The organism is Agromyces sp. Y182 (assembly GCF_059445385.1).
Genome location: NZ_JCAIUF010000002.1, coordinates 902,050 through 925,054, shown reverse-complemented (window position 1 = coordinate 925,054; position 23,005 = coordinate 902,050). Strand labels below are relative to the sequence as shown.

Genomic DNA, 23,005 nt, shown 5'->3' with positions numbered 1-23,005 from the left:
ATGTCGGAGTTCGATCCCAAACCGCGTAGCCGCACCGTCACCGACGGCATCGAAGCCATGACCAGCCGGGGCATGCTCCGCGCGGTCGGCATGGGAGATGCCGATTGGGACAAGCCCCAGATCGGCATCGCGTCGTCGTGGAACGAGATCACCCCCTGCAACCTCTCGCTCGGCCGCCTCGCGCAGGCCGCGAAAGAGGGAGTGCACGGCGGCGGCGGGTACCCGCTGCAGTTCGGCACGGTCTCCGTCTCCGATGGCATCTCGATGGGCCACGAAGGCATGCACTTCTCGCTCGTCTCGCGCGAGGTCATCGCCGATTCGGTCGAGGTCGTCATGCAGGCCGAGCGCCTCGACGGCTCGGTGCTGCTCGCCGGCTGCGACAAGTCGATCCCCGGAATGCTCATGGCGGCCGCCCGCCTCGACCTCGCCTCGGTCTTCCTCTACGCCGGCTCCATCGCGCCGGGCTGGGTGCGTCTCTCAGACGGCACCGAGAAAGACATCACGATCATCGACTCGTTCGAAGCGGTCGGCGCGGTCAAGGCCGGCACGATGAGCGAGGCCGACGCGAAGCGCATCGAGTGCGCCTTCGCCCCGGGCGAGGGCGCCTGCGGCGGCATGTACACGGCGAACACCATGGCCTCGGTCGCCGAGGCGCTCGGGCTGTCACTGCCGGGCTCGGCCTCACCGGCATCCGCCGACCGCCGTCGCGACTACTACGCGCACCGCTCAGGCGAAGCCGTCGTCAACCTGCTGAAGCATGGCATCACCGCCCGCCAGATCCTCACCAAGAAGGCGTTCGAGAATGCCATCGCCGTCGGTATGGCCCTCGGCGGCTCGACCAACATCGTGCTGCACCTGCTCGCCATCGCGCACGAGGCAGAGGTCGACCTCACGCTCGACGACTTCAACCGCATCGGCGCGAAGGTGCCGCACATCGGTGACCTCAAGCCCTTCGGCAAGTACGTCATGAACGACGTCGACCGCCGCGGCGGGCTCCCCGTGCTCATGAAGGCGCTGCTCGACGCGGGCCTCATGCACGGCGACGCGCTCACCGTCACGGGCAAGACACTCGCCGAGAACCTCGCCGAGATGGACATCGAGCCGCTCGACGGCGAGGTGCTGCGCACCCTCGACAACCCGATCCACGAGACCGGCGGTCTCACGATCCTGCACGGTTCCCTCGCCCCCGAGGGCGCGGTCGTCAAGACCGCCGGCTTCGATGCGGCGACGTTCGAGGGACCGGCGCGCGTGTTCGAGCGCGAACGCGATGCGATGGATGCGCTCACCGAGGGTGCGATCAATCACGGCGACGTCGTCGTGATCCGCTACGAAGGACCCAAGGGTGGGCCCGGCATGCGCGAGATGCTCGCCATCACCGCTGCCATCAAGGGCGCGGGCCTCGGAAAAGATGTACTACTCTTGACGGACGGTCGATTCTCCGGCGGCACAACCGGCCTCTGCATCGGCCATCTGGCACCCGAAGCGGTGGACGCAGGTCCCATCGCCTTCGTGCGCGATGGTGATCTCATACGGGTCGATATCGCAGCTCGTTCCATCGACCTACTTGTCGACGATGCCGAGCTGGCTGCCCGCCGTGAAGGCTGGGCTCCGCTTCCCCCGCGCTATACCCGTGGCGTCCTCGCGAAGTACTCGAAGCTCGTGCGTTCCGCCGCCGAAGGCGCCACGACAGGCTGAGTGCTGCGCTTCCCGCACACACCGTCCACCAGAACAGGAACCGAATGACCACGGAATCCACCCCCGTGCCATCGCCCGCTGCAGTGCCGTCCTCCGGCGCCCCCGAACAGCTCACCGGTGCGCAGGCCGTCGTGCGCTCGCTCGAGATGCTCGGCATCACCGACGTGTTCGGGCTGCCCGGCGGCGCGATCCTCCCCGTCTACGACCCATTGCTCGACAGCAAGAAGCTCCGCCACATCCTCGTGCGCCACGAACAGGGTGCCGGGCACGCGGCCGAGGGCTATGCCTCGTCGTCGGGCAAGCTCGGGGTCACCATCGCGACGTCCGGTCCTGGGGCGACGAACCTCGTCACCGCCATCGCCGACGCGCACATGGACTCCGTGCCGCTGCTCGCGATCACCGGACAGGTGTTCTCGACCCTCATGGGCACGGACGCATTCCAAGAGGCCGACATCGTGGGCATCACGATGCCCATCACGAAGCACTCGTTCCTCGTGAAGGACCCCGCCGAGATTCCGGCGACCATCGCGGCGGCGGCGCACATCGCCTCGACAGGCCGGCCCGGCCCGGTCCTCGTCGACATCACGAAGGATGCGCAACAGGCGACCGCACCGTTCCGCTGGCCGCCCAAGCTCGACCTTCCCGGCTATCGCCCGATCATGAAGGCGCACGGCAAGCAGGTCGCCGCGGCAGCCCAACTGCTCGCCGAGGCGAAGCGACCGGTGCTCTACGTCGGCGGCGGCGTCATCCGTTCCGGCGCCTCTGCAGAACTGCTCGCGTTCGCCGAGGCGACGAACGCCCCGGTCGTCACCACGCTGATGGCGAGGGGTGCCTTCCCCGACTCCCACCGGCAGCAGCTCGGTATGCCCGGCATGCACGGCACGGTGCCCGCGGTGATCGCCCTGCAAGAAGCCGACCTCCTCATCGCGCTCGGCGCGCGCTTCGACGACCGCGTCACGGGCAAGGCCGCGCTCTTCGCGCCCAACGCGAAGGTCGTGCACGTCGATATCGATCCTGCCGAGATCTCGAAGATCCGGGTCGCCGACGTGCCGATCGTGGGCGATGCGAAAGACGTGCTCGTCGACCTCAATACCGCCTACGCCGAGATCACCGGAGGCGTCGCCACCGACCTCGGAGAATGGTGGACCACGCTCGACGGCCTGCGGGCGGAGTTTCCGCTCGGGTACTCGACCCCGTCCGACGGATTGCTCGCGCCCCAGCAGGTCATCCAGCGCATCGGCGAGCTCACCGGGCCCGAGGCGGTCTACGCCGCGGGCGTCGGCCAGCACCAGATGTGGGCGGCGCAGTTCATCAAGTACGAGCGACCGAACTCCTGGCTGAACTCCGGCGGCGCCGGCACGATGGGCTACGCGGTTCCAGCCGCGATGGGTGCGAAGGTGGCTGAGCCCGACCGGGTGGTCTGGGCGATCGACGGCGACGGATGCTTCCAGATGACGAATCAGGAGCTCGCGACCTGCACCTTGAACAACATTCCCATCAAGGTCGCGATCATCAACAACTCCTCGCTCGGCATGGTGCGCCAGTGGCAGACGCTGTTCTACGACGGCCGGTACTCCAACACCGACCTGAACACCGGCCACGACACTGTGCGCATCCCCGACTTCGTGGCACTCGCCGAGGCGTACGGTGCACTCGGCATCCGGGTCACGAAAGAAGACGAGATCGACGACGCGATCAAGCTGGCCCTCGAGACCAACGACCGCCCCGTCGTCATCGACTTCGTCGTGTCGGCCGACGCGATGGTCTGGCCAATGGTGCCGCAGGGCGTCTCGAACAGCTACGTCCAGTACGCGCGTGATCACTCGCCGGCATTCTCCGAGGAGGACTAAGACATGTCGACCCACGTTCTCTCCCTCCTCGTGGAGGACAAGCCGGGCCTGCTCACCCGGGTGGCGGGTCTCTTCGCCCGGCGCGGCTTCAACATCGAGAGCCTCGCCGTCGGCCACTCCGAGATCGACGGGCTCAGTCGCATCACGGTCGTCGTCGACGTCGAGGAACTGCCGCTCGAGCAGGTCACCAAGCAACTCAACAAGCTCATCAACGTCATCAAGATCGTCGAGCTCGACCCGAACCAGTCGGTGCACCGCGAACATCTGCTGATCAAGGTGCGCGTCGACAACACCACCCGCTCGCAGGTGCTCGAAGCCGTGAACCTCTTCCGTGCTCGCGTCGTCGACGTCTCGACCGACGCGGTCGTGATCGAGGTCACGGGCGACTCCGGCAAGACCACCGCGTTCCTCAAGGTGCTCGAGCCCTATGGCATCAAAGAGATCGCCCAGTCGGGCCTCCTCGCGATCGGCCGCGGCGGCAAGTCCATCACCGAACGCGTCTTCAAGAACTGACCACGTTCCCGAACTGCACCAGACCCACCATCAAGGAGAAAGAACAGCAAATGGCTGAGATCTACTACGACAAGGATGCCGACCTCGCGCTCATCCAGAGCAAGAAGGTCGCCGTCATCGGCTACGGTTCGCAGGGCCACGCGCACGCGCAGAACCTTCGCGACTCGGGCGTCGAGGTCGTCATCGGACTCAAGGAGGGTTCGAAGTCGAAGCCGAAGGCCGAAGAGGCCGGCTTCGAGGTGCTGAGCGTCGCCGATGCCGCGGCAGCCGCCGACGTCGTCGTCATCCTCGCGCCCGACCAGTACCAGCGCCACATCTACGCGGAGTCCATCAAGGACAACCTCGCCGAGGGCAAGAGCCTCGTCTTCGGCCACGGCTTCAACATCCGCTTCGGCTACATCGAGGCCCCCGAGGGCGTCGACGTGATCATGGTCGCACCGAAGGGCCCCGGTCACACGGTGCGTCGCGAGTACGAGGCCGGTCGCGGTGTTCCCGTGATCGTCGCCGTCGAGAAGGATGCATCGGGCAACGCGTGGCCCCTCGTGCTCTCGTACGCCAAGGCGATCGGCGGCCTGCGTGCCGGCGGCATCAAGACGACCTTCACCGAAGAGACCGAGACCGACCTGTTCGGCGAGCAGGCCGTGCTCTGCGGCGGCGTCTCCCAGCTCGTGCAGTACGGCTTCGAGACCCTCACCGAAGCCGGCTACCAGCCGCAGGTCGCATACTTCGAGGTGCTGCACGAGCTGAAGCTCATCGTCGACCTCATGTGGGAGGGCGGCATCGCCAAGCAGCGCTGGTCGGTCTCCGACACGGCCGAGTACGGCGACTACGTCTCGGGTCCGCGCGTCATCGACCCCCACGTCAAAGAGAACATGCAGGCCGTGCTCGCCGACATCCAGTCGGGCGCGTTCGCCGAGCGGTTCATCGCCGATCAGGATGCCGGTGCCCCCGAGTTCCTCGCGCTCCGCGCGAAGGGCGAGGCGCACCCGATCGAAGCAACCGGCCGCGAGCTGCGCAAGCTCTTCGCGTGGAACGCGTCGAACGACGACGACTACGTCGACGGCGAGGTCGCTCGCTGACGCGAGCGCAGCTGCTCTGTCTTCATCCCGCACGGCGGGGTCGGCTTCGGTCGGCCCCGCCGTTTCGCGTCGGCGCTCATTCCGGTCAGCCGAGTCCGCACGTGCTTCGTGGCTCGCCGAGTCCGTCGAGGTAGCTGCGCCACTCGTTCGCCGTGAGGTCGCGACCTGCGATGCGGCAGACCGCCTCGAACTGGTGCTCGGGGTCGAGGTCCCAGATCATGACGCCGGCGGCGTCCGAGATCGCGAGCTCGAGGCCGTCGGGTCGCAGGTAGCCGCTGACGTAGTCGGGGGAACTCGCGAAGAAGGGCTCGGCCAACCGGATGCCCGTGGCCGTGTCGTGGAGCAGGAGCGTGTCGTCGCCAGCCGACATGAGCATCGTCGCCCCATCGTCGCTCGTCTCGGGGACGCCGAGCCCGCCGGCCGTGCCGGGCAGGGAGCCCACCTGCTGATACGTGTCCGTGTCGAATCGCATCATCCGGTTGTCCGCGGAGCCGATCAAGGTGCCGTCGTCGAGCAGCACGGGAGGGCCCGTCTCGAGCTCTCCGCTGCGAGTGATCTTCCCGCTCGCCACCCTGACCATGGTCAGGAGTGCGCTGTCCAACTCGGTGACCGAGAGGATCGCGAGACGCCGGCCGTCGGGCGACTCGGAAACCGAGATGACGCTCCCGTCGACGGCGATCGGCTCGCCGGTCCGCTCGCCGGTCGCCGGGTCGATCCGGACGACCCCATCCTCCTCGGTCGACACGTACAACCGCGTGCCCGCGTGGGCTTCCCACACCATGCCGCGACTGCTGGGCACGGGCAGCGGAGACCCGATGTCCTCCCCACTTGCCGTGTCGACGAGCCGCAGCGCCTCGTCGTCGGGGAACCAGCCCACGATCGTGTCTGATCCCACCCAGATCGGCACGTAGACCGGGGCTGAGAACACCTCGAGCACCTCACCGCTGACGACGTCGCGGATCGCGACCCCGTGGTGCACACTTGCCCAACCGGTGTCGCCCTGCCCGTCCGCGGTGAGCAGCGCGTGCCCGTCCTGCGAGTAGCCGCCGGCCAGGAACGATCCGGGTGCGATCAGCCGTTTGATGAGGCCGCCCCCGTCGAGTTGCCAGCGCGAGATCGCCGGCAGCCCTTGGCCGAGTGCGACCAGCACGGTTCCCTCCGAAACGACCGCGACCGGACCGACCGTACTGAGCAGCGCGTCGAATCCGGAATCCACCGGCCCGCCGTCGTCGAGATCGTACTGCTCCATGAGCCCGAACCAACCCGCGCAGTACACGCGTCCAACTACCTCGGAGGCCGTGATCCAATTGCAACCGGAAGGACCGAACCCGGTCAGGGGACGAACCCATCGGACATCGCCGGTCTCGCCGTCGACCGCGATGACCGCACGATCCCCGCTCGCGACCACGAGTCCGGAATCGAGCACCTCCATCGCCACGTGAGCGGATTCCTCGGGGACCGGATAGCGTGCCGCCACCGCCGCCGCCACCGGATCGATCACCTCGATCGCGCCCGCCACCCGGCCGGCGAAAAGGCGCCCGTCCTCCGTGAACGCGAGCGCTGCGGCAACGCTCTCCGCCAAATGAAGCGGCGCGGTGGCCTGCCCGGTGACCGGCGTCACCGACCCGGTCCTCACGTCCACGAGCGAGACGGCACCGTCCCGTGCAGCCGCGATCGCGATTCTGGAGCCGTCGCCCGCCACGGCGAGTGCACCGAGACCGATCTCCAGACGCAGCGGCCCGAGCAGTCGTTCCCCCGACGAGAGATCGACGACGACGAGGTTCGAGTTCATCGTGGTGCCGGGGATCACGAAGAAGGAGTCCGGCGTCGCGCCGGGTACTTCCGGTGGGACGTCCGCGGGCCACAGGATCGCTCCGGTCGTGCTGTCGGAACTGACTTCGACGAGTGGGAACGTCTCGAAGTACGCCTGGCCATCGAGACCGGTGTCGATGTGCACGATCGACTCCGCCGTCGCGAGGTCTCGGATCGCTGCCGCTCCAGAGACATCCACCATCAACGCCCGGTCAGTGCCCGGCACGACCGCACCCATCGTGCTCTGCGCGCCGTCGACGAACGCATTGCCGAGGAACCCGCCGGCAGCCCTGAGCACGCCCATCATCCCGGCCCGCGTACGCGGGTCTTCGGGCCAGCGCCGGTACGCCTCAGCGGCGAGCAGGGCTGCGACGTCTCGCTCCGAGGTTCTCAATGCGAGCGCTGCGCTGACGAGTGCCTCGACCTTCGCATCCGCACGGCTCAGTGCCGCCTGATCCGCCGAAACCACCGCGATGCCGCCGGCTCCCACGAGGGCCAGGATCAGAACCGCCGCGCCCACGAGGAGACCGCGGAGCTTCCGGTTCTGCGTCCGTTCGTGGCGGGCCTGAGCGACGAGCGCCTCCTGCTCGGAGGTCTCGCGGGCCGATGACGCTGCGAGGAAGGCTGTCTCGTGCTCGGTCAGATCCCGGTCGCCGCCGCGCTGCCACTCGAGCGCCGACTGCAACCGCGCGCCCCGATACAGGTCCTCGTCGCCGCGCCCGCCCCCGTCCCACGCCTCCGCAGCGACGGTGAGCGCGTGCATCGTCCGCAGGTCGTCGGCGTCGTGCTCGAGCCAATTCCTCAACCGTGGCCAGGCCTCGGCGAGCGCCTCGTGCGAGACCTCCACGCTCGTCTCGTCGGTGCTGATGAGCCGCGCGGCCGCGAGCATCGCAAGCACGCGATCGCGTGCGCCGTCGTCGTGCAACCCCTTGACCGACATGGCCTGGCGCACCGGTGTGCCATCGGGTGCGAGGGCGACGAGGCGCAACATCGTCGAACGGCAGATGACCCGCTCGGCGGGGGACATCCGCAGGTAGAGCCGATCGGCGGACTGTGCGATGGCAGCGGCGAGCCCGCCGGATGCCTCGTACCCGTGCACGGTGAGCGTCGCCCCCTCGCGACGCGCCCAGGTCTCGACGAGGGCATGTGAGACGTGGGGGAGCACACCGGGGCGCCCGGTGGCATCCCGCAGGATGAGCTCGGTGAGGCCTGGTTCGAGGCGCAGCCCAGCGACTCGCGCCGGTCCCTCGATCGCCGCCCTGAGCCCTTCCGGCCCCATCGCCGGCACCAGCTGGACGCCGTCGGTGAACAGCGCACCGAGCCGGGGCAGACGAGCGCACGCGTCGAGGAAGTCGCTGCGCACGGTCACGAGCACGGTGCCGCCAGACTCGAGGACGTTCTCGACGGCGCCGGCCGCCCCGTCGGTCGCTTCGGTGTCCGGCCCGGTGAAGAGCTCCTCGAACTGGTCGACGACGAGGACGTCTCGATCGTGGTGCGTTCCGGCTACGAAGGCAAGCAGGCCGCGGCGCGGGCTCGTGACGTCCACGGACCGCCCGTCCCGGCGCAGTGCCGGAACGATTCCCGCGAGCACGAGTGAGGACTTGCCACATCCCGACTGCCCGGTGAAGGCCACGAACCGTCCGCGTTCCACCCGAGCGAGCCCAGCGCGGATGTCGGCACCCCGACCGAAGAACTCCTCCTCGTCTTCTTCGCCGAACGCGGCGAGGCCGCGGTACGGACACGGGACGTCAGGCCTGGCGATAGGGCTCGGGGCATCGAGATCGGGGTCATGGCGCAGGATCGCCGTCTCAAGCTCGGTGAGCTCGGCGGACGGGTCGATGCCGAGTTCTTCGTCGAGCCGCCGGCGGGCATCGCGGAGGGTGGCGAGCGCGTCGGCCTGGCGTCCGGAGCGGTAGAGCGCGCGGGCCAGCAGCGCCCACCGGTGCTCGCGGAGCGGGCGTTCGCGCACGAGACGCTCGGCGTCGGAGACGACGCTCGCGGCATGTCCCAGCCCGAGGCGAGCGGCGAGCAGATCCTCCTCTGCGGACGCGCGCAGGTCGAGCAGTCGTGCGGCTTCCGCGCGGGCAGGCTCCCAATCGGGAAGGTCCGCGTACGGCTCGCCACGCCAGGGGTGGAGCGCCGCCTCGAACACCGCGGTCGCCCGGTCGGGCGCGCCATCCGCCAAGTGCTGGCGACCGTTCGCGACCAGACGCTCGAACCGTCGCGCGTCGATGGCGTCGGCTGCCAGGTCGAGCCGGTAGCCCTCCGGCGTCGTCGTGATGGGTGGCGTGCCAGGGTGTCGGCGGAGCCGGGCGATGGCGATCTGAACCTGCTTCGCCCAGGTCGCCGGTACCTTCTCGCCCCAGATCGCATCGGCGATTTGCTGCGCCGGGAGAGGCCGCCCCACCTCGAGTGCGAGGGCGGCGAGCACCGCACGCTCGCGCGGGCTGACCGGGCCCCCGTCGATGACGAGTGTCCCGAGGACGTCGACACCCATGGTCGTCATTGTCCTCGCGCGCCATCGAAGGCGTCAACGATGACTTGGGCGGACGGATACCGCACGGATACCGCAGCTGAGACTGACGGATACCGCGGCGCGACACGCTCGGCACATGGACACCACGCACACCACCCGAATCGCCCGTTCCGCGGCGGCAGCGGCACTCGTCGCGGCCGCCCTCGCCGGATGCGCCGCCCAGGCGAGCGCACCCGTTGAGCCCGTCGAAGAGCCCCGCGCTGCCATCGAGCCCAGGCGGCTGGTTCCGAACGACATCGACCCACGCGGCCTGCACGGCCCACTGCCGGATGCCACGCAGCCACGGGCTCACCTGCGGATGCCGGTGATCGCCGACGCCGACCCGCGAGGCCTGCACGGCGTCCCGAAGGCGGGCGCTGCGCTCTCGGCTGCTGAGGCGAGGACCCCGCCACCGAAGAATCTCTCTCCCGTCAACGACATCGATCCGCGCGGGCTGCACGGCCTGCCGTCGGGCCCGCGATGACGGCGGTGTGAGACAACGAAGGCTCGTCCGGAGATCAGGGCGGACCTTCGTCAGGTCGCTGCGAGTCGTCTGTGGTCTCTGCCGGCACGCCGGCTGCGACATCCGCCGGGCACGACCATGTTGACCGGCCCCTGATGGAGCACCCGGAGATGCTCTGCCTGCGCTCGTCAGGCAGTGTCCCGATGCGGACGGCGACCCGGTAGCGTATCGGGAATGTCAGGATTCCTCCCCGTCGAGATCGCCGTCCAGGATGTCGCCGGGGTGCGCATCGCCCTGACGGCGGGTGCCACCCGTGTCGAGCTCTGCCAGGCGCTCGGGCTCGGTGGGTTGACCCCGTCCGCGGGGCTGATCGAGGCCGCAGCGGCCGCGTCGCTCGACGCCTCGGTGCCCGGATTCGTGCACGTCCTCGTGCGTCCGCGCGGCGGCGGCTTCGCGTACGACTCCGAAGAACTCGACACGATCGAGCGGGACATCCGTGCGGCCTTCGCTCACGGTGCCGACGGGGTCGTCGTGGGTGCGCTCACCGACACCGGTCACCTCGACCTGCCGGCCATTCGGCGATTCGTCGATGCGGCATCCGGCGGCGACGTGACGGTGCACCGCGCCGTCGACGCGAGCTCCGATCCCCGAGGCTCGGTGACGGCGCTCGCAGCGCTCGGCGTGCGCCGAGTGCTCACCTCTGGCGGAGCATCCGACTGCCGAACGGGTCTCGCAGCGTTGCGACTGATGGCCGCCGAATCCGGCGCGCTCGAGATCATGGCGGGCGGCGGGGTGCGCATCGCCGACATCGCCGAGATCGCGGCCGCGGGCGTCGACGCCGTGCATCTCTCGGCGCGTGGCACGACGACCCGAGGCGGCGTGAGCGGGCCAGGCGGGGGCGTCGACGGATTCGACGTGACCGATCCGGGTCTCGTGCGCGCTGCAGTCGCGGCCGCGACCGTGGCGATGCGATGACCGTCGCGCCGCCGCCGATACCGGTACGGCTGCCGCCCGACCGCAGCGCCGACGGCATCCTTCGTGCCGCCGCACAGCTCGTGGCACGCAGTGTCTTGATCGGGGGCGTCTCCGCGGCCGCCGCGTTCGTGCTCGGGTTGGCGATCCAGCAGCTCTTCCTGATCGGGCCGATGTGGATGGCGCTGCCGCCGGCCGCTGCAGCAGCAGGCGTCGGCGCCGCGGCAGTGCTGGCGACATGTCGAGCCCTGCGATGGCCACCGCTTCTCGAGGCGTTCGTCGTACCGCTCGGCGGGCTCGTGCTCTCGTTGCCGCCCCTGGCCGCGATCGGGTTCGTCTTCGGGCCGGCAGCGGTCTTGGCGGTGTGGCTGTGGGTGCCGACCGCGCTCATCGTGCCGGTGATCGCGCACCGGTGGGAGCTCGTACGCCCGCTCGATCCCTGGCGGCCGGTGCTCGTGCGATTGCTGCTCTCGGTGGGGTTCGCGCTCGGCACGCTCGCACTCCTGCTCGTCACGTACGCGGATTTCTGGTCGTCATTCGCTCGCCGCGCCAGCGCACCGGTGTCGTGGCCGGCCGTGGTGCTCGTGGTTGCCGCAGGCGTATTCGGTCTCGGCGGACTGCTCGTGTCACTCGGGCCGTTCCGCACCAGAGGCGCAGCGTCGGCGGTGTGGGTCGGCGCGTATGTGCTGACGGCATGCCTCGGCGGGGTGTTCATCGTCGCGGCCGTGCTCACGGCAGCGCCGACGCCGTCGGTCGCCGAGCCGGCCGCTCCGGGTGGCGTTCCCGAGATCGGTGCGGCAGATGCCGGCGAATCCCCGCCGCCGGATCGCCCGCTCCCGTCGCTCGACGAGGCTCGACGGCAGTTCGCAGTGCTCGCCGATGCCGCGGTTGCTGCCGCCGGCCCTTCCGCGACCTGGTCGGCTGCGTCACCGCTCGCCGTCGTCGAGGCGGCGTGCGACGGTGGCATCCAGCTGAGCCTGAACGGCGAGTTCACGACGGGAGTGATCACGGACACGACGAGCGACGAACACGACCGCGAGGTCACCGAGCGCAATGTCGCGGCCGCCGATCGCATCGTCGCAGCCTGGCAGGCGGCGGGCCTCGGAACCATCGAACGGCTCCACGACGAACCGTTGGTGGGCGGCGGTTCGCTGGGCGCCGTCGACTCGGCGAGGATCGACTTCGAGTTCGGCATCGTGCTGCCGAGCGTCGACGGGAAATGCGTGCCCGTCCCCTGAGTCGTCGGTCGCTAGGGTGGTGAGCAGCCTCCCACAACTGTCGGAAAGGTGGGCCGGTGGACCCTGCCCGGTCACCCACGAGAATGGTGAGCGAGGCCCCGGCCCGCAACCCCCTCACCAAGAAACGGGTCACTGCATATCTAGCCGGCCGGCTCGGCTTGCCCAGCTGCCCCGAAGCCGCACGTCGATCGGTAGGGACCGAGGTCGGAGAGATAGGCGATCCACTCGTCGCGCGTGAGGTCGCGACCGGCCATCTCGCAGGCCGCATCCGCGTGCGCTGACGGCCGTAGGTCCCACACCGCGATGCCGGCCGGGACGTTGACCGCGAGTTCTGCTCCATCGGCGCGGAGCACTCCCGAGTACACCAGTCCCTGGGTGTAATTCCACTCGCCCATCACGGGGATGGGGTCGCCGAGCTGTACGCCGCCCACGAGATCGTAGACGGTCACCGTGTTGTTCAAGGAATACGTGCTGAGGAGGCGGCCGTCGGCGCTCACGTTCACGGTGTCGAGGCCGCCGGAGGCGCCTGGGAGGGCGCCGATCCGCTCGAAGGTGTCGGCGTCGTAGCGGACGATGGATTGGTAGTCGAATGCACCGGCGACCTCGCCCCGCGCCGTCAGAGCCGCCAAGCCGACTCCTACGAGCCCGGCTCGGACCCGCTCGCCCGTCTCTCCGTCGAAGAGGATCGAATCGGGGATGAACTTCATGTTCCAGCTCGTCACGAGCACGCGGCTGCCATCGGGACTCGTCGTGATGAGCACCGGATCGCCGCCGTCCGTCTGCATCGTCGGTGCGACGCGGCGGCCGGTCGTCGGGTCGATCGTCCAGATCTCGCTGTCTTGCCGGCCGACGTACATCCGGTCGCCACCGGCGTTCATCCAGACGCCCACCGTGTCGTCGGGGAGCGGGTCTCCCGCAAAGGTCTCAGCGGTGCGGGTGTCGAGGAAGCCCGTTCGGTGCGGCCCGACGCCGCCGAAATCGCCAACCAGGGTTGTCTTGCCCGCCCACATGACACCATACGAGGGCGTGGGAACGCGGAGGAGCAGCTCCTCCGTTCGCGTGTCGAGCACTGCGAATTCGCGGTAGTCCTCCCAGGTCTCCACCCCATCGATGCGGCGGGCGACGACGAGGCTCGAGCCGGTTTGCGAGTACGCGTCACGAAGCACCCACCCCGGAGCGAGGACCCGGGTGACTGCACCAGACCCGTCGAGCTTCCAGCGCGTGATCGCCGTGCCGCGGCCGACGACCACGAGCTCCTGACGGTCCTCCACGACGGACATGAGGCCGACGAACCCGAGCTGTGGGTCGAATGAGCGCTCGGTCGGCGCTCCGGTGTCGAGGCTCCGCTCGTCGATGTGACCGAACAGGTCACCGCAATACACCGTCCGGAGTTCGACGGATGCCGTCACCCACGGGCACGGGTCGTCGGTAGTGGTCACCAACTGCTGCGACCAGTCGACCCGGCCCGCGGCGATATCCACGGACGAGATCCATTGGTCGCCCGTCGTGATGACGCGTGTGTCGGAGACGACTGTCATGGAGACGTTGGTCGACTCCGCGGGCATCGGCAACGTGGTGACCACGGCAGCCGTGTCCGGGTCCACCACGTGCAGTGGCCCCTCTACGGTGCCGTACGCGAGGAGTCCGTCGGGCGTGAAGCGCACGGCCCCGGCGCGATCCGTCATCTCCTGCGCCGCGTGGGATGAGGTGCCGGCGACCAGCCGTATGAGGCCCGAATCCGCGTCGATGAGCCGCAGTGTACCGATCTCGTCGATCGCGGCGATCAAGACGCCCTCGTGGTTCATCGCGATGGAACTGAGCGGGAAGTCGAGTTCGATCGTCGGCCGGATCAGTGCGCCGGTTGAAAGGTCGGCGATGGACAACCGAATCCCCACGGGTGTATCGGTGTCATCGAGGATCCGCTCAGCATTCGCGACCCGCGCTCCATTTCCGCTGACCGCCGGCCCGTATCGACTGTTGAAGTCGCGACTCTCAGAGGGCAGATCGACGGTGTACAAGCGCGCACCGGAGTCGATGTCGAACACCGCGGTGCCGTCGGCGGTCACCGCGACCGCGCGCCGCGTTCCGGGGATGAGTGTGCCCGACATGCCGTCAACGCCCTCGAGATGCGTCGTCGCGAGCAGGCCGTGGGAACTCGTCATCGCGCCCATGAGCGCGGAGCGCGTGCGAGAGTCGTCGGGCCACCGTCGGTGGGCTTCTGCGGCGAGCAGGGCGGCAACATCCCGGTCCGTTCCCCGAAGCGACAGCGCCGTGCTCGTGAGCGCTTCGATCTGGGCCGTCTCCCGCTGGTGCGCGGTCTCGTTCGAGCCGGCTGCGACGAAGCCGCCCGCGGTGACGGCGACGGCGAACAGCGTGACGGCAGCGGCCAGCAGCACGCGCAGCCGACGGTTCTGCCTGCGGTCGTGCTTGGCACGGTGCTCGATCTCGTCCACGGCAGCACGCTCCTGCGCTGCGGATGCCTCGAGGAAGGCGACTTCCGATTCGGTGAGTTCGGGGTCTGCGGTATCGCGCCATGCGAGGACGGCGTTGAGGCGGGCTCCGCGGTACAGATCCTCATCGGGCCGACCATCCGCCTCCCACGTGTTCGCCGCACTCGCGAGCGCACCCATCGCGCGGAGGCCCTCGGCGTCGTCCTCGAGCCAGCCTCGGAGGCGCGGCCACGCCGTCGCGAGCGACTCGTGCGCAACGATGAGCGAGTCCTCCTCGGTGCTCACCAGCCGGGCGCGGGCGAGACTTGTGAGCACTCGGTCGTGTGCGGCGTCCTGACGCATCGGAGTGATCGGGATGCGTCGACGTGTTGGCGCCCCGTCTGCACTGACCTCGACCAGTCGCAGGAACGTGGCGCGACAGGTTGCCCGCGCATCGGGATCGAGCGACAGGTAGAGCTGGTCGGCCGACTTGGCGATCGCGCCCGAAATGCCGCCCGAGTCCTCGTAGCCGGCGACCGTCAGCGTGGCGCCCTCACGGCGCAGCCACGTCTCAACGAGGGCGTGCGAGACATGGGGGAGCACGCCCGGCGCGCCTGCGGCATCTCGCAGGATCAGCTCGACGAGTCCCGGCTCGATCCGGAGGCCGGCGAGGCGCGCCGGTTCCTCGATGGCCTTGCGGAGCCCGTCGGGACCGAGCGGCCCGACGAGGTGGACACCCGCGGCGAACAGCGGCCCGATGCTCGGCTCGGCTGCGCATGCGCTGAGGAAGTCGGCGCGTACGGCGACGATCACTCGTTGTCCCGCAGCGACGGCTCCCGCGATCAGCGCGGAGAACTCCGCCACGTGCGCGTCCGGGAGGCCGGAGTGGAACAGCTCCTCGAACTGATCGATGACGACGACGTCGGCGTGGCCTCGACCGGAGATCGCGTCTCGGAGCCGGGCGATCGGCGTGGTCCCCGAGCCGAGGGCGACTACGGTGTCACCGCGAGCCCGGAGCGCGGGGACGAGACCGGCCAGCACCAGCGAGGACTTCCCACAGCCGGATGCCCCGGAGACCGCGAGGAACGGAGACCCGGAGAGCCGGGCCAGTGCAGCCTGAATATCGGCGTCACGCCCGAAGAACTCCTCGGCATCATCCGTGCCGAACGGCTGCAGGCCGCGATAGGGGCACTCCGCACTCGCCAGCTGGAGCTCCGGTGGTGCGTCGAGCGAGGCATCCTGGTGCAGGATCGCTGATTCGAGCGCAACGAGTTCCGTGCCGGGTTCGATGCCGAGCTCGTCCGCCAGCCGATCCCGCGCGCTCCGCAGCGTGGCGAGGGCATCGGCCTGCCGACCGCTCCGATACAGCGCTGTGGCGAGGATCGCCCAACGGCGTTCGCGAAGCGGCTCGGCCCGCACCAGGCGTTCTGCGTCGGGGACGACGACACGGTGCTCGCCGAACTCCAGCCGCGCTGCCAGCAGGTCCTCCGCTGCGGACTTGCCGATCTCGCCGAGGCGCTCCGCCTCCGCAACTGCAGGCGGCCACTCGCCGAGATCGGAGTAGGGCATCCCGCTCCAGAGCAATGCTGCACGCTCGATCATGTCGACGGCACGGGCAGCATCGCCGCTGGCGCGGTGCACGCGGGCACTTTCGAGGAGCCGTTCGTAGCGGACGGCGTCGATCGAGTCGGGGTCGACCCGGAGTCGGTAGCCGGCACGTGTCGTGGCGATGGAGGTCGCGCCCAATGCACGTCGGATCTGGACGACGAAGGCCTGAACCTGTTTCGGCCAGGTCGTCGGCAGATCGTCGCCCCACACCGCATCGGCCAATTCATGGGGTGTGACGACATTGCCGGCCCGGAGGACAAGGGCGGCGAGCAGGGAACGCTCTTTCGGACTGAGTCGCCCGCCGTCGATCGTGAGGTCACCGAGCACTCGGATCTCCACACCTGCAGTGTGGGCGCGGCGATGACCGTTGTCAACGAATTGTGGGTTGCGCCCATACCGAGTCCATACCGCTCTCTCCACGGACCAATACCGGCAGGCGGGACGCTCTCGTCATGAACACGACACAGAAGACCCGAAGCATCATCCTCGCGGCCGTGCTCGCCGCATCGCTCGGCGTCGGACTGGGTGGATGCGCCGGCCAGGTGGAGTCCGATGGAGCCGCGCACGGCCAGGCGAGTATCCCTGACGCTCCCGCGTATCGGGACCAGTCCGAGCGTCGGCTCGACCTCGCTCCCGAACGCGATCTCCAGACGCCCGCCCCTGACGCTTCCGCGTATCGGGACCAGTCCGAGCGCAGAGCTGGACTCGCACCCGATTCAGGGTCGGACACCCATGCCCCCGACCAGGTCGAACGCCGCTACCTCCTGCATCGCTGACGTCTCGGCGAGTCCGGCTGCTCGACACGGGATCGCCGTCGACGGATCGCTAGTCTGGAGCCATGGCCCGGGACTCCGACGATGATGCGCTGCGCTGGGAGGGCGACGACGACCCGACCCTCGCGCCCGGCTGGAAGGCCGTCGGTGGCCCGGCGGCCGTCGAGTCCGGTGCTGACGACGACTCTGACGCGAACGGCGGCGAGGCAGACGAGCAGCACGAGGCGCCGGATGCCGCAGGGCAGACCGGCTCGGTCGAGCTCGTCGTGCTCGGGGTGCTGGGCGGGGTCTACCTGCTCTACACGATCGGGTGGATCATCACCGCGTTGCGTACGAGCACGCCGGGCACCAGTGTCGTCGGCGATTTCATGTACGCGCTGGGGCTGTGGCTCGCGGTGCTCGCCGCTCCGTGCTGGTTCCTGCTCGCGCTGCGGGCCACGACGGGCATACGCTCTCGTCTCGTCTGGCTCATCGTGGGTGTCGTCGCGCTCGCGCCCGTACCGTTCATCCTGGGGGTAGCCGTATGAGCGCGGAGTACACCGAGCCCGAAGCATCCGTCGTCACCGAGGCTTCTGGCACTTCGAAGCTGCCGATGTGGCTCACCGTCACCCTCGCGGTCGTGTTCGGCCTGTTCTACGCCTATGACGTGTGGGAGGTCGTCGAGAGCGTCGTGCAGTTGCTCGGCATCGGCCTCTCGTTCACCGCGGCCGGCTGGGCGGTCGTCGCGGTCGCGTTCCTCGCGCCGTTGGGCTGCTTCGCGGCCGCGTTCGTGCTCGGCCGATCTCGCCGCCTGCTCGTGGGCATCGCCCTGTACTTCACGGGGCTCTGCGTCTCGGCCGCCCTCTTCCTCAGCCTGTCGGTGCTGCTCGGCCGACTCGGCGGAGTCGTCGTGTGAGGTCACACGGCACGAGGCGACGGCCCTGCTCCATTAGGGTTGACGGGATAACGGCGCCCCCACTGGCGTAGGCGCTCCCCTCAGCGTGACCCGTCGCGCGTCGCCCCCGAAGGAATCGTTCGTGTCAAAGCCGATCGTGCTGATCGCCGAAGAACTCTCGCCCGCCACTGTCGAGGCCCTCGGCCCCGACTTCGATGTCAGGTCCGTCGACGGAACCGATCGTCCCGCGTTGCTCGCGGCGCTGTCGGATGCCGACGCGATCCTCGTGCGGTCGGCGACGAAGGTCGATGCAGAGGCGATCGCGGCGGCCCCGAAGCTGAAGGTCATCGCCCGTGCCGGCGTCGGCCTCGACAACGTCGACGTCAAGGCGGCGACCGCCGCAGGCGTCATGGTGGTGAACGCGCCCACATCGAACATCATCTCCGCCGCCGAGCTGACCGTCGGCCACATCCTGAGCCTCGCCCGTCACATTCCCGCGGCGCGCGCGTCGCTCGGGGCGGGGGAGTGGAAGCGCTCGAAGTACACGGGCGTCGAGCTCTACGAGAAGACGGTCGGCATCATCGGCCTCGGCCGAATCGGCGCCCTCATCGCGGCTCGCCTGCAGGCCTTCGGCACCAACGTCATCGCGTACGACCCGTACATCACCGCCGCTCGCGCCCAGCAGCTGGGCGTGCAGACCGTGACCCTCGACGACCTCATCGAGCAGTCCGACTTCATCACGATCCACATGCCGCGTACCCCCGAGACGCTCGGCATGATCGGCGTCGAGCAGTTGCGGCGCATGAAGCCGACGGCCTTCGTCGTGAACGTCGCGCGCGGCGGGCTCATCGACGAAGACGCGCTCTTCGACGCGCTGTCGACCGGCGAGATCGCCGGTGCGGCGCTCGACGTCTTCGTCACCGAGCCGCCCACCGAGTCGCGGTTGCTGCAGCTCGACAACATCATCGTCACGCCGCACCTCGGCGGCTCGACCGACGAGGCGCAAGAGAAGGCGGGCGTCTCGGTCGCGAAGTCGGTGCGGCTCGCGCTCGCCGGCGAGCTCGTGCCCGACGCAGTCAACGTCGCAGGCGGGGTCATCGATCCCTACGTTCGCCCGGGCATCCCGCTCGTCGAGAAGCTCGGCCAACTGTTCGCCGGCATCGCGAACGGCCCCCTCACGAGTCTCGATGTCGAGGTGCGTGGCGAGCTCGCCGACTTCGATGTGAGCGCCTTGAAGCTCGCGGCCTTGAAGGGCGTTTTCACGAACGTCGTCAGCGAGACCGTGTCGTACGTGAACGCCCCGCTCCTCGCCGAGCAGCGCGGTCTCGACGTGCGCCTCATCACGGCGCCCGAATCGCCCGAGTACCGCAACGTCATCACCCTCACGGGTGCGCTCGCCGACGGCCGCCAGGTGTCGGTGTCGGGCACGCTCACCGGGCCGAAGCAGATCGAGAAGCTCGTCGGCGTCAACGGCTACGAACTCGAGGTGCCGATCGCGACGACCCACATCGTCATGGAGTACGCCGATCGCCCCGGCATCGTCGCCGTCTACGGACAGGAATTCGGCGAGGCGGGCATCAACATCGCCGGCATGCAGATCGCACGCCGCGAAGCCGGCGGCCACGCGCTCAGCGTGCTGACCGTCGACTCGCCGGTGCCGGCCGAGGTGCTCGAGCGAGTGCGGTCGGCGATCGACGCGAGCCTGTTCGTCGAGGTCGACATCACGGAGTAACGACTGTCACAGGGATGCCCCGGCGTGACGCTGCCCTGCAGCGCGTGCCGGGGCATCCGCTGTGCCGGTCGCTACTCGGCCGGCGTCTGGGCGATGCGTTCGACCAGTGCGACGAGCCCGTCCATCTCGGCGGGGCCGATGTCGGCGGCGTCGTCGTCGTCGGGGCCACTCGCGTCGACCCCGGCGCGAAGCGCCGAATGGTAGTAGAGCCCGTCGCCGATGAGCGTGATCGCGAGGGCGAGCGAGGGGTCGTCGACGTGCCGGCCGATCACCTCGAGCCAGCGCGACCGCACGGCGTCGATCGCCTGCGCCGCCTGCCGGTCGCCGCCCTGTGCGAGCCGCACGGTGGCGACGAAGCTGTGGTCGAGCGGTGACGCGAGGTCGACCGACGAGCGCACGAAGTAGGAGATCGCGCCCTCGGGGGCGGCGTGGATGCGGGCGACGTCGTCGTCGACGAGTCGGTGCAGCCGTTCGATGAGCCCGGCGATCAGCGCATGCCGTGAGCCGAAGTGGTAGAGCAGTCCGCCTTTGGAAACGCCGGCGCCACGAGCGGTGGCGTCGAGGGTCGCGGTGCGCTCGCCGTCGGCGATGATGATGCGCTCGAAGGCGTCGAGCACCGCCACGCGGGCGGCGGGCGGGCGGCTCATGAGGCCGGCGCGGTCGAGGAGCTGATGAGTGACGAGGGTCGTGGCATATCTGTTACTATACCAGCTGGACGGTATAGAAATCGTCTCAGACGAACGAGCCAGAGATGACTGACACGAACGACACCGCCCAGATCCCAACGAGCACGCACGTCACGACCCGCACGCCTCGCCGCGCCTGGGCGGCACTCGCCGTGCTCATGCTCCCCGTGCTGCTCGTCTCGGTCGACAACACCGTGTTGAGCTTCGCGCTGCCTGCGATCTCGCGCGATCTCGAACCGAGCGCGGCCGGGCAACTCTGGATCATCGACGCGTATCCGCTCGTGCTCGCGGGCCTCCTCGTCGCCATGGGCAGCGCTGGCGACCGCTTCGGGCGTCGCCGTATGCTGCTCATCGGATCCGTCGGCTTCGCCGTGGTCTCGATCGTCGCCGCGTTCGCACCGACCGCCGAAGCACTCATCGCCGCTCGCGCGGCGCTCGGCTTCTTCGGCGCGATGCTCATGCCGTCGACCCTGTCGCTTCTCCGCACGGTCTTCGTCGATCGCGAACAACGCAGGCTCGCGATCGCCATCTGGGCGTCGGGTTTCGCCGCAGGCAGCGCCCTCGGTCCGCTCGTCGGCGGCATCCTGCTGGAGCACTTCCACTGGGGCGCTGTGTTCCTGCTCGCGGTGCCCGTGCTCGTGCCGATGCTGGTTCTCGTGCCGCTCCTCATTCCCGAGAGCCGCGACCCCGCGCCCGGGCGCATCGACGCGCCGAGCACGCTGCTCTCGCTCGCCACGATGGTGCCCGTCGTCTTCGGCATCAAGTCCATCGCCACCGAGGGGGTCTCGGGCTTCGGCATCCAGGCGATCATCCTCGGTTTCGTCTGCGGTGTCTGGTTCGTGCGACGGCAACTGAAGGCGAGCTCTCCGATGCTCGACGTGCGACTGTTCCGGCAGGGATCGTTCGGCGGCGCCGTGCTCGTGAACCTCTTCAGCGTCATCGCCCTCGTCGGGTTCCTGTACTTCGTGTCGCAGCACCTGCAACTCATCGCGGGCCTCACTCCGGTCGCTGCGGGCCTCGCCCTGCTGCCGGGGCTCGTCGCGATGATCATCGCCGGCCTCGTCGTCGTGCCGATCGCACGCCGGGTGCGACCCCGGGTGCTCGTGCCCGTGGCGCTCCTGCTCTCGGCGTCGGGGTACGCGGTCATCGCGTTCACCGCAACCGCCGAGTCGATCGCCCCCGTCGTGATCGCGTTCGTGCTGCTCGGCGTCGGCATCGGCGCCGCCGAGACGGTCTCCAACGAGCTCATCCTCTCGAGTGCGCCGCCTGAGAAGGTCGGCGCAGCATCGGCGGTGTCGGAGACGGCCTACGAACTCGGCGCGGTGCTCGGAACTGCGGTGCTCGGTTCCATCCTCGCCGCCCACTTCCGGGCTGCGATCGAGCTGCCCGCCGTGCTCAGCACCGAACAGGCCTCCACCGCGCAAGAGACGCTCGCCGGCGCGGTCACCGTCGCCGAGCAGCTGCCAGCCTCGATCGGCGATCAGCTCGCGGCATCCGCCGCGCTCGCTTTCGACGAGGGGGTCGTGGTGACCTCGCTCATCGGCGTCGCACTCATGGTCGCCGCCGCGCTCGTCGCTGCGGTCGCGCTGCGCAACCCCGCCCCAGTCGCCGTCGACAGACCCGATCGCCGTGACGCGCCGGGTGTCACCGGGCGGTGCGGCCAGTACGCTGGGAGGGCTGGCGCACGAAGGAGCATTCATGGTGGACACGGTCAAACTCGCGGTGATTCCCGGTGACGGGATCGGGCCCGAAGTCGTCGGCGAGGCGCTGAAAGCGCTCGCCGCCGCAACCGAGGGCACGGGTGTCTCGTTCGAGCAGACTGAGTTCTCACTGGGCGCCGCCCGCTATCTCGAGTCCGGCGACGTGCTGACCGACGACGACCTCGAGTCGATCAAGAGCCACGACGCGATCCTCCTGGGCGCCGTCGGCGGGCTCCCCGGCGACCCGCGACTCGCGGGCGCGAACATCGAGCGCGGCCTGCTGCTGAAGCTCCGCTTCGAACTCGACCACTACGTGAACCTGCGCCCGTCGGTGCTCTACCCGGGGGTCGCGAGCCCGCTCGCCGATCCCGGCGAGGTCGATTTCGTCGTCGTGCGCGAAGGCACAGAAGGTCCGTACGTCGGCAACGGCGGCGCGATCCGTGCGGGCACACCGCATGAGGTCGCGAACGAGGTCTCCGTCAACACCGCCTACGGGGTCGAGCGGGTCGTGCGCTACGCGTTCGCCGCGGCATCCGCTCGCTCGCGCAAGAAGCTCACCCTCGTGCACAAGACGAATGTGCTTGTCTTCGCCGGCTCGTTGTGGCAGCGCACCGTCGACGCGGTCGCCGCCGAATTCCCCGACGTCGCCGTCGACTACCTGCACGTCGATGCGGCGACGATCTTCCTCGTCACCGACCCCGCGCGGTTCGACGTCTTGGTCACCGACAACCTCTTCGGCGACATCCTCACCGACCTGGCCGGCGCGATCAGCGGCGGCATCGGGCTCGCGGCTTCGGGCAACATCAACCCCGACGGCCGATTCCCCAGCATGTTCGAGCCGGTCCATGGCTCAGCACCCGACATCGCCGGCAAAAGCATCGCCGACCCCACCGCCGCGATCCTCTCCGTTGCACTGCTGCTCAGCCACCTCGGCAGGGCGGATGCCGCGGCGAAGGTGCAGCGGGCCGTCGTCGCCGATGTGGCCGAACGCGGTGACCGCCGGCGCACGACCTCCGAGGTCGGCGACGCCATCGCCGACCGTATCGGCGCACTCGACTGATCCAGC

Annotated in this window: 16 protein-coding genes; 13 read left to right on the top strand and 3 right to left on the bottom strand. The window is 69.2% G+C overall.

Annotated elements, in window-relative coordinates; all coding sequences use genetic code 11:
• The 4 genes from ilvD to ilvC are packed head-to-tail and all read left to right on the top strand — an operon-like array spanning position 1 to position 5,137.
• Entirely contained in the window at positions 1–1,695 is a 1,695-nt protein-coding gene (gene ilvD, locus AC1C2R_RS18805; RefSeq protein WP_495353572.1) for a dihydroxy-acid dehydratase, read from the top strand.
• 44 nt (positions 1,696–1,739) lie between these two features.
• Positions 1,740–3,545 (top strand): acetolactate synthase large subunit, encoded by a 1,806-nt coding sequence (locus tag AC1C2R_RS18800; RefSeq protein ID WP_495353573.1) that lies wholly within the window; start codon positions 1,740–1,742, stop codon positions 3,543–3,545.
• 3 nt (positions 3,546–3,548) lie between these two features.
• Entirely contained in the window at positions 3,549–4,058 is a 510-nt protein-coding gene (gene ilvN / locus AC1C2R_RS18795) for an acetolactate synthase small subunit (RefSeq protein ID WP_495353574.1), read from the top strand.
• A 29-nt stretch (positions 4,059–4,087) separates the two neighbouring features.
• The gene (gene ilvC, locus AC1C2R_RS18790; RefSeq protein WP_495381109.1) at positions 4,088–5,137 is read left to right on the top strand and encodes a ketol-acid reductoisomerase; all 1,050 of its coding nucleotides are present in this window, start codon (positions 4,088–4,090) and stop codon (positions 5,135–5,137) included.
• An 85-nt stretch (positions 5,138–5,222) separates the two neighbouring features.
• Here the strand turns inward: ilvC and AC1C2R_RS18785 are convergent, their stop codons facing one another.
• Entirely contained in the window at positions 5,223–9,446 is a 4,224-nt protein-coding gene (locus AC1C2R_RS18785) for an nSTAND1 domain-containing NTPase (protein WP_495380907.1), read from the bottom strand.
• A gap of 115 nt (positions 9,447–9,561) precedes the next feature.
• Between AC1C2R_RS18785 and AC1C2R_RS18780 the strand changes: the two genes are divergently transcribed.
• The 3 genes from AC1C2R_RS18780 (at position 9,562) to AC1C2R_RS18770 (ending at position 12,137) form a co-directional block, all read left to right on the top strand.
• Positions 9,562–9,948, top strand: a complete 387-nt coding sequence (locus tag AC1C2R_RS18780) for a hypothetical protein (RefSeq protein ID WP_495380906.1) — start codon at positions 9,562–9,564, stop codon at positions 9,946–9,948.
• A 213-nt stretch (positions 9,949–10,161) separates the two neighbouring features.
• Positions 10,162–10,902, top strand: coding sequence for a copper homeostasis protein CutC (locus AC1C2R_RS18775; RefSeq protein ID WP_495353577.1), 741 nt, complete (start codon positions 10,162–10,164; stop codon positions 10,900–10,902).
• A complete protein-coding gene (locus tag AC1C2R_RS18770; protein WP_495380905.1) occupies positions 10,899–12,137 on the top strand; it encodes a hypothetical protein in 1,239 nt (412 codons plus the stop codon). Before AC1C2R_RS18775 ends, AC1C2R_RS18770 begins: the two co-directional genes overlap by 4 nt.
• A 140-nt stretch (positions 12,138–12,277) precedes the next feature.
• Here AC1C2R_RS18770 and AC1C2R_RS18765 read toward each other — a convergent pair whose 3' ends face one another.
• Positions 12,278–16,513, bottom strand: a complete 4,236-nt coding sequence (locus AC1C2R_RS18765) for an nSTAND1 domain-containing NTPase (RefSeq protein ID WP_495380904.1) — start codon at positions 16,511–16,513, stop codon at positions 12,278–12,280.
• A 113-nt stretch (positions 16,514–16,626) separates the two neighbouring features.
• Here AC1C2R_RS18765 and AC1C2R_RS18760 point away from each other — a divergent pair, with 113 nt between their 5' ends.
• The 4 genes from AC1C2R_RS18760 to serA all read left to right on the top strand — a co-directional run bounded on the left by AC1C2R_RS18760 (position 16,627) and on the right by serA (position 19,553).
• Positions 16,627–16,950, top strand: coding sequence for a hypothetical protein (locus AC1C2R_RS18760; RefSeq protein ID WP_495380903.1), 324 nt, complete (start codon positions 16,627–16,629; stop codon positions 16,948–16,950).
• 62 nt (positions 16,951–17,012) lie between these two features.
• Positions 17,013–17,474 carry a hypothetical protein gene (locus AC1C2R_RS18755; protein WP_495380902.1) on the top strand — a complete coding sequence of 154 codons (462 nt, stop codon included), beginning with the start codon at positions 17,013–17,015 and terminating at the stop codon, positions 17,472–17,474.
• Positions 17,471–17,842 carry a hypothetical protein gene (locus AC1C2R_RS18750; protein WP_495353582.1) on the top strand — a complete coding sequence of 124 codons (372 nt, stop codon included), beginning with the start codon at positions 17,471–17,473 and terminating at the stop codon, positions 17,840–17,842. The genes AC1C2R_RS18755 and AC1C2R_RS18750 overlap by 4 nt, the downstream gene beginning before the upstream one ends.
• Before the next feature lie 121 nt (positions 17,843–17,963).
• Positions 17,964–19,553 carry a phosphoglycerate dehydrogenase gene (serA, locus tag AC1C2R_RS18745; protein WP_495380901.1) on the top strand — a complete coding sequence of 530 codons (1,590 nt, stop codon included), beginning with the start codon at positions 17,964–17,966 and terminating at the stop codon, positions 19,551–19,553.
• A gap of 71 nt (positions 19,554–19,624) precedes the next feature.
• Here serA and AC1C2R_RS18740 read toward each other — a convergent pair whose 3' ends face one another.
• Entirely contained in the window at positions 19,625–20,200 is a 576-nt protein-coding gene (locus AC1C2R_RS18740) for a TetR/AcrR family transcriptional regulator (protein ID WP_495380900.1), read from the bottom strand.
• Positions 20,201–20,304: 104 nt separating this feature from the next.
• Here AC1C2R_RS18740 and AC1C2R_RS18735 point away from each other — a divergent pair, with 104 nt between their 5' ends.
• Both AC1C2R_RS18735 and AC1C2R_RS18730 read left to right on the top strand, forming a co-directional pair.
• The gene (locus AC1C2R_RS18735; RefSeq protein ID WP_495380899.1) at positions 20,305–21,975 is read left to right on the top strand and encodes an MFS transporter; all 1,671 of its coding nucleotides are present in this window, start codon (positions 20,305–20,307) and stop codon (positions 21,973–21,975) included.
• Positions 21,938–22,999: a 3-isopropylmalate dehydrogenase gene (locus AC1C2R_RS18730; protein WP_495380898.1), complete on the top strand. Its 1,062-nt coding sequence runs from the start codon at positions 21,938–21,940 to the stop codon at positions 22,997–22,999. Before AC1C2R_RS18735 ends, AC1C2R_RS18730 begins: the two co-directional genes overlap by 38 nt.
• Positions 23,000–23,005 lie beyond the last annotated feature (6 nt).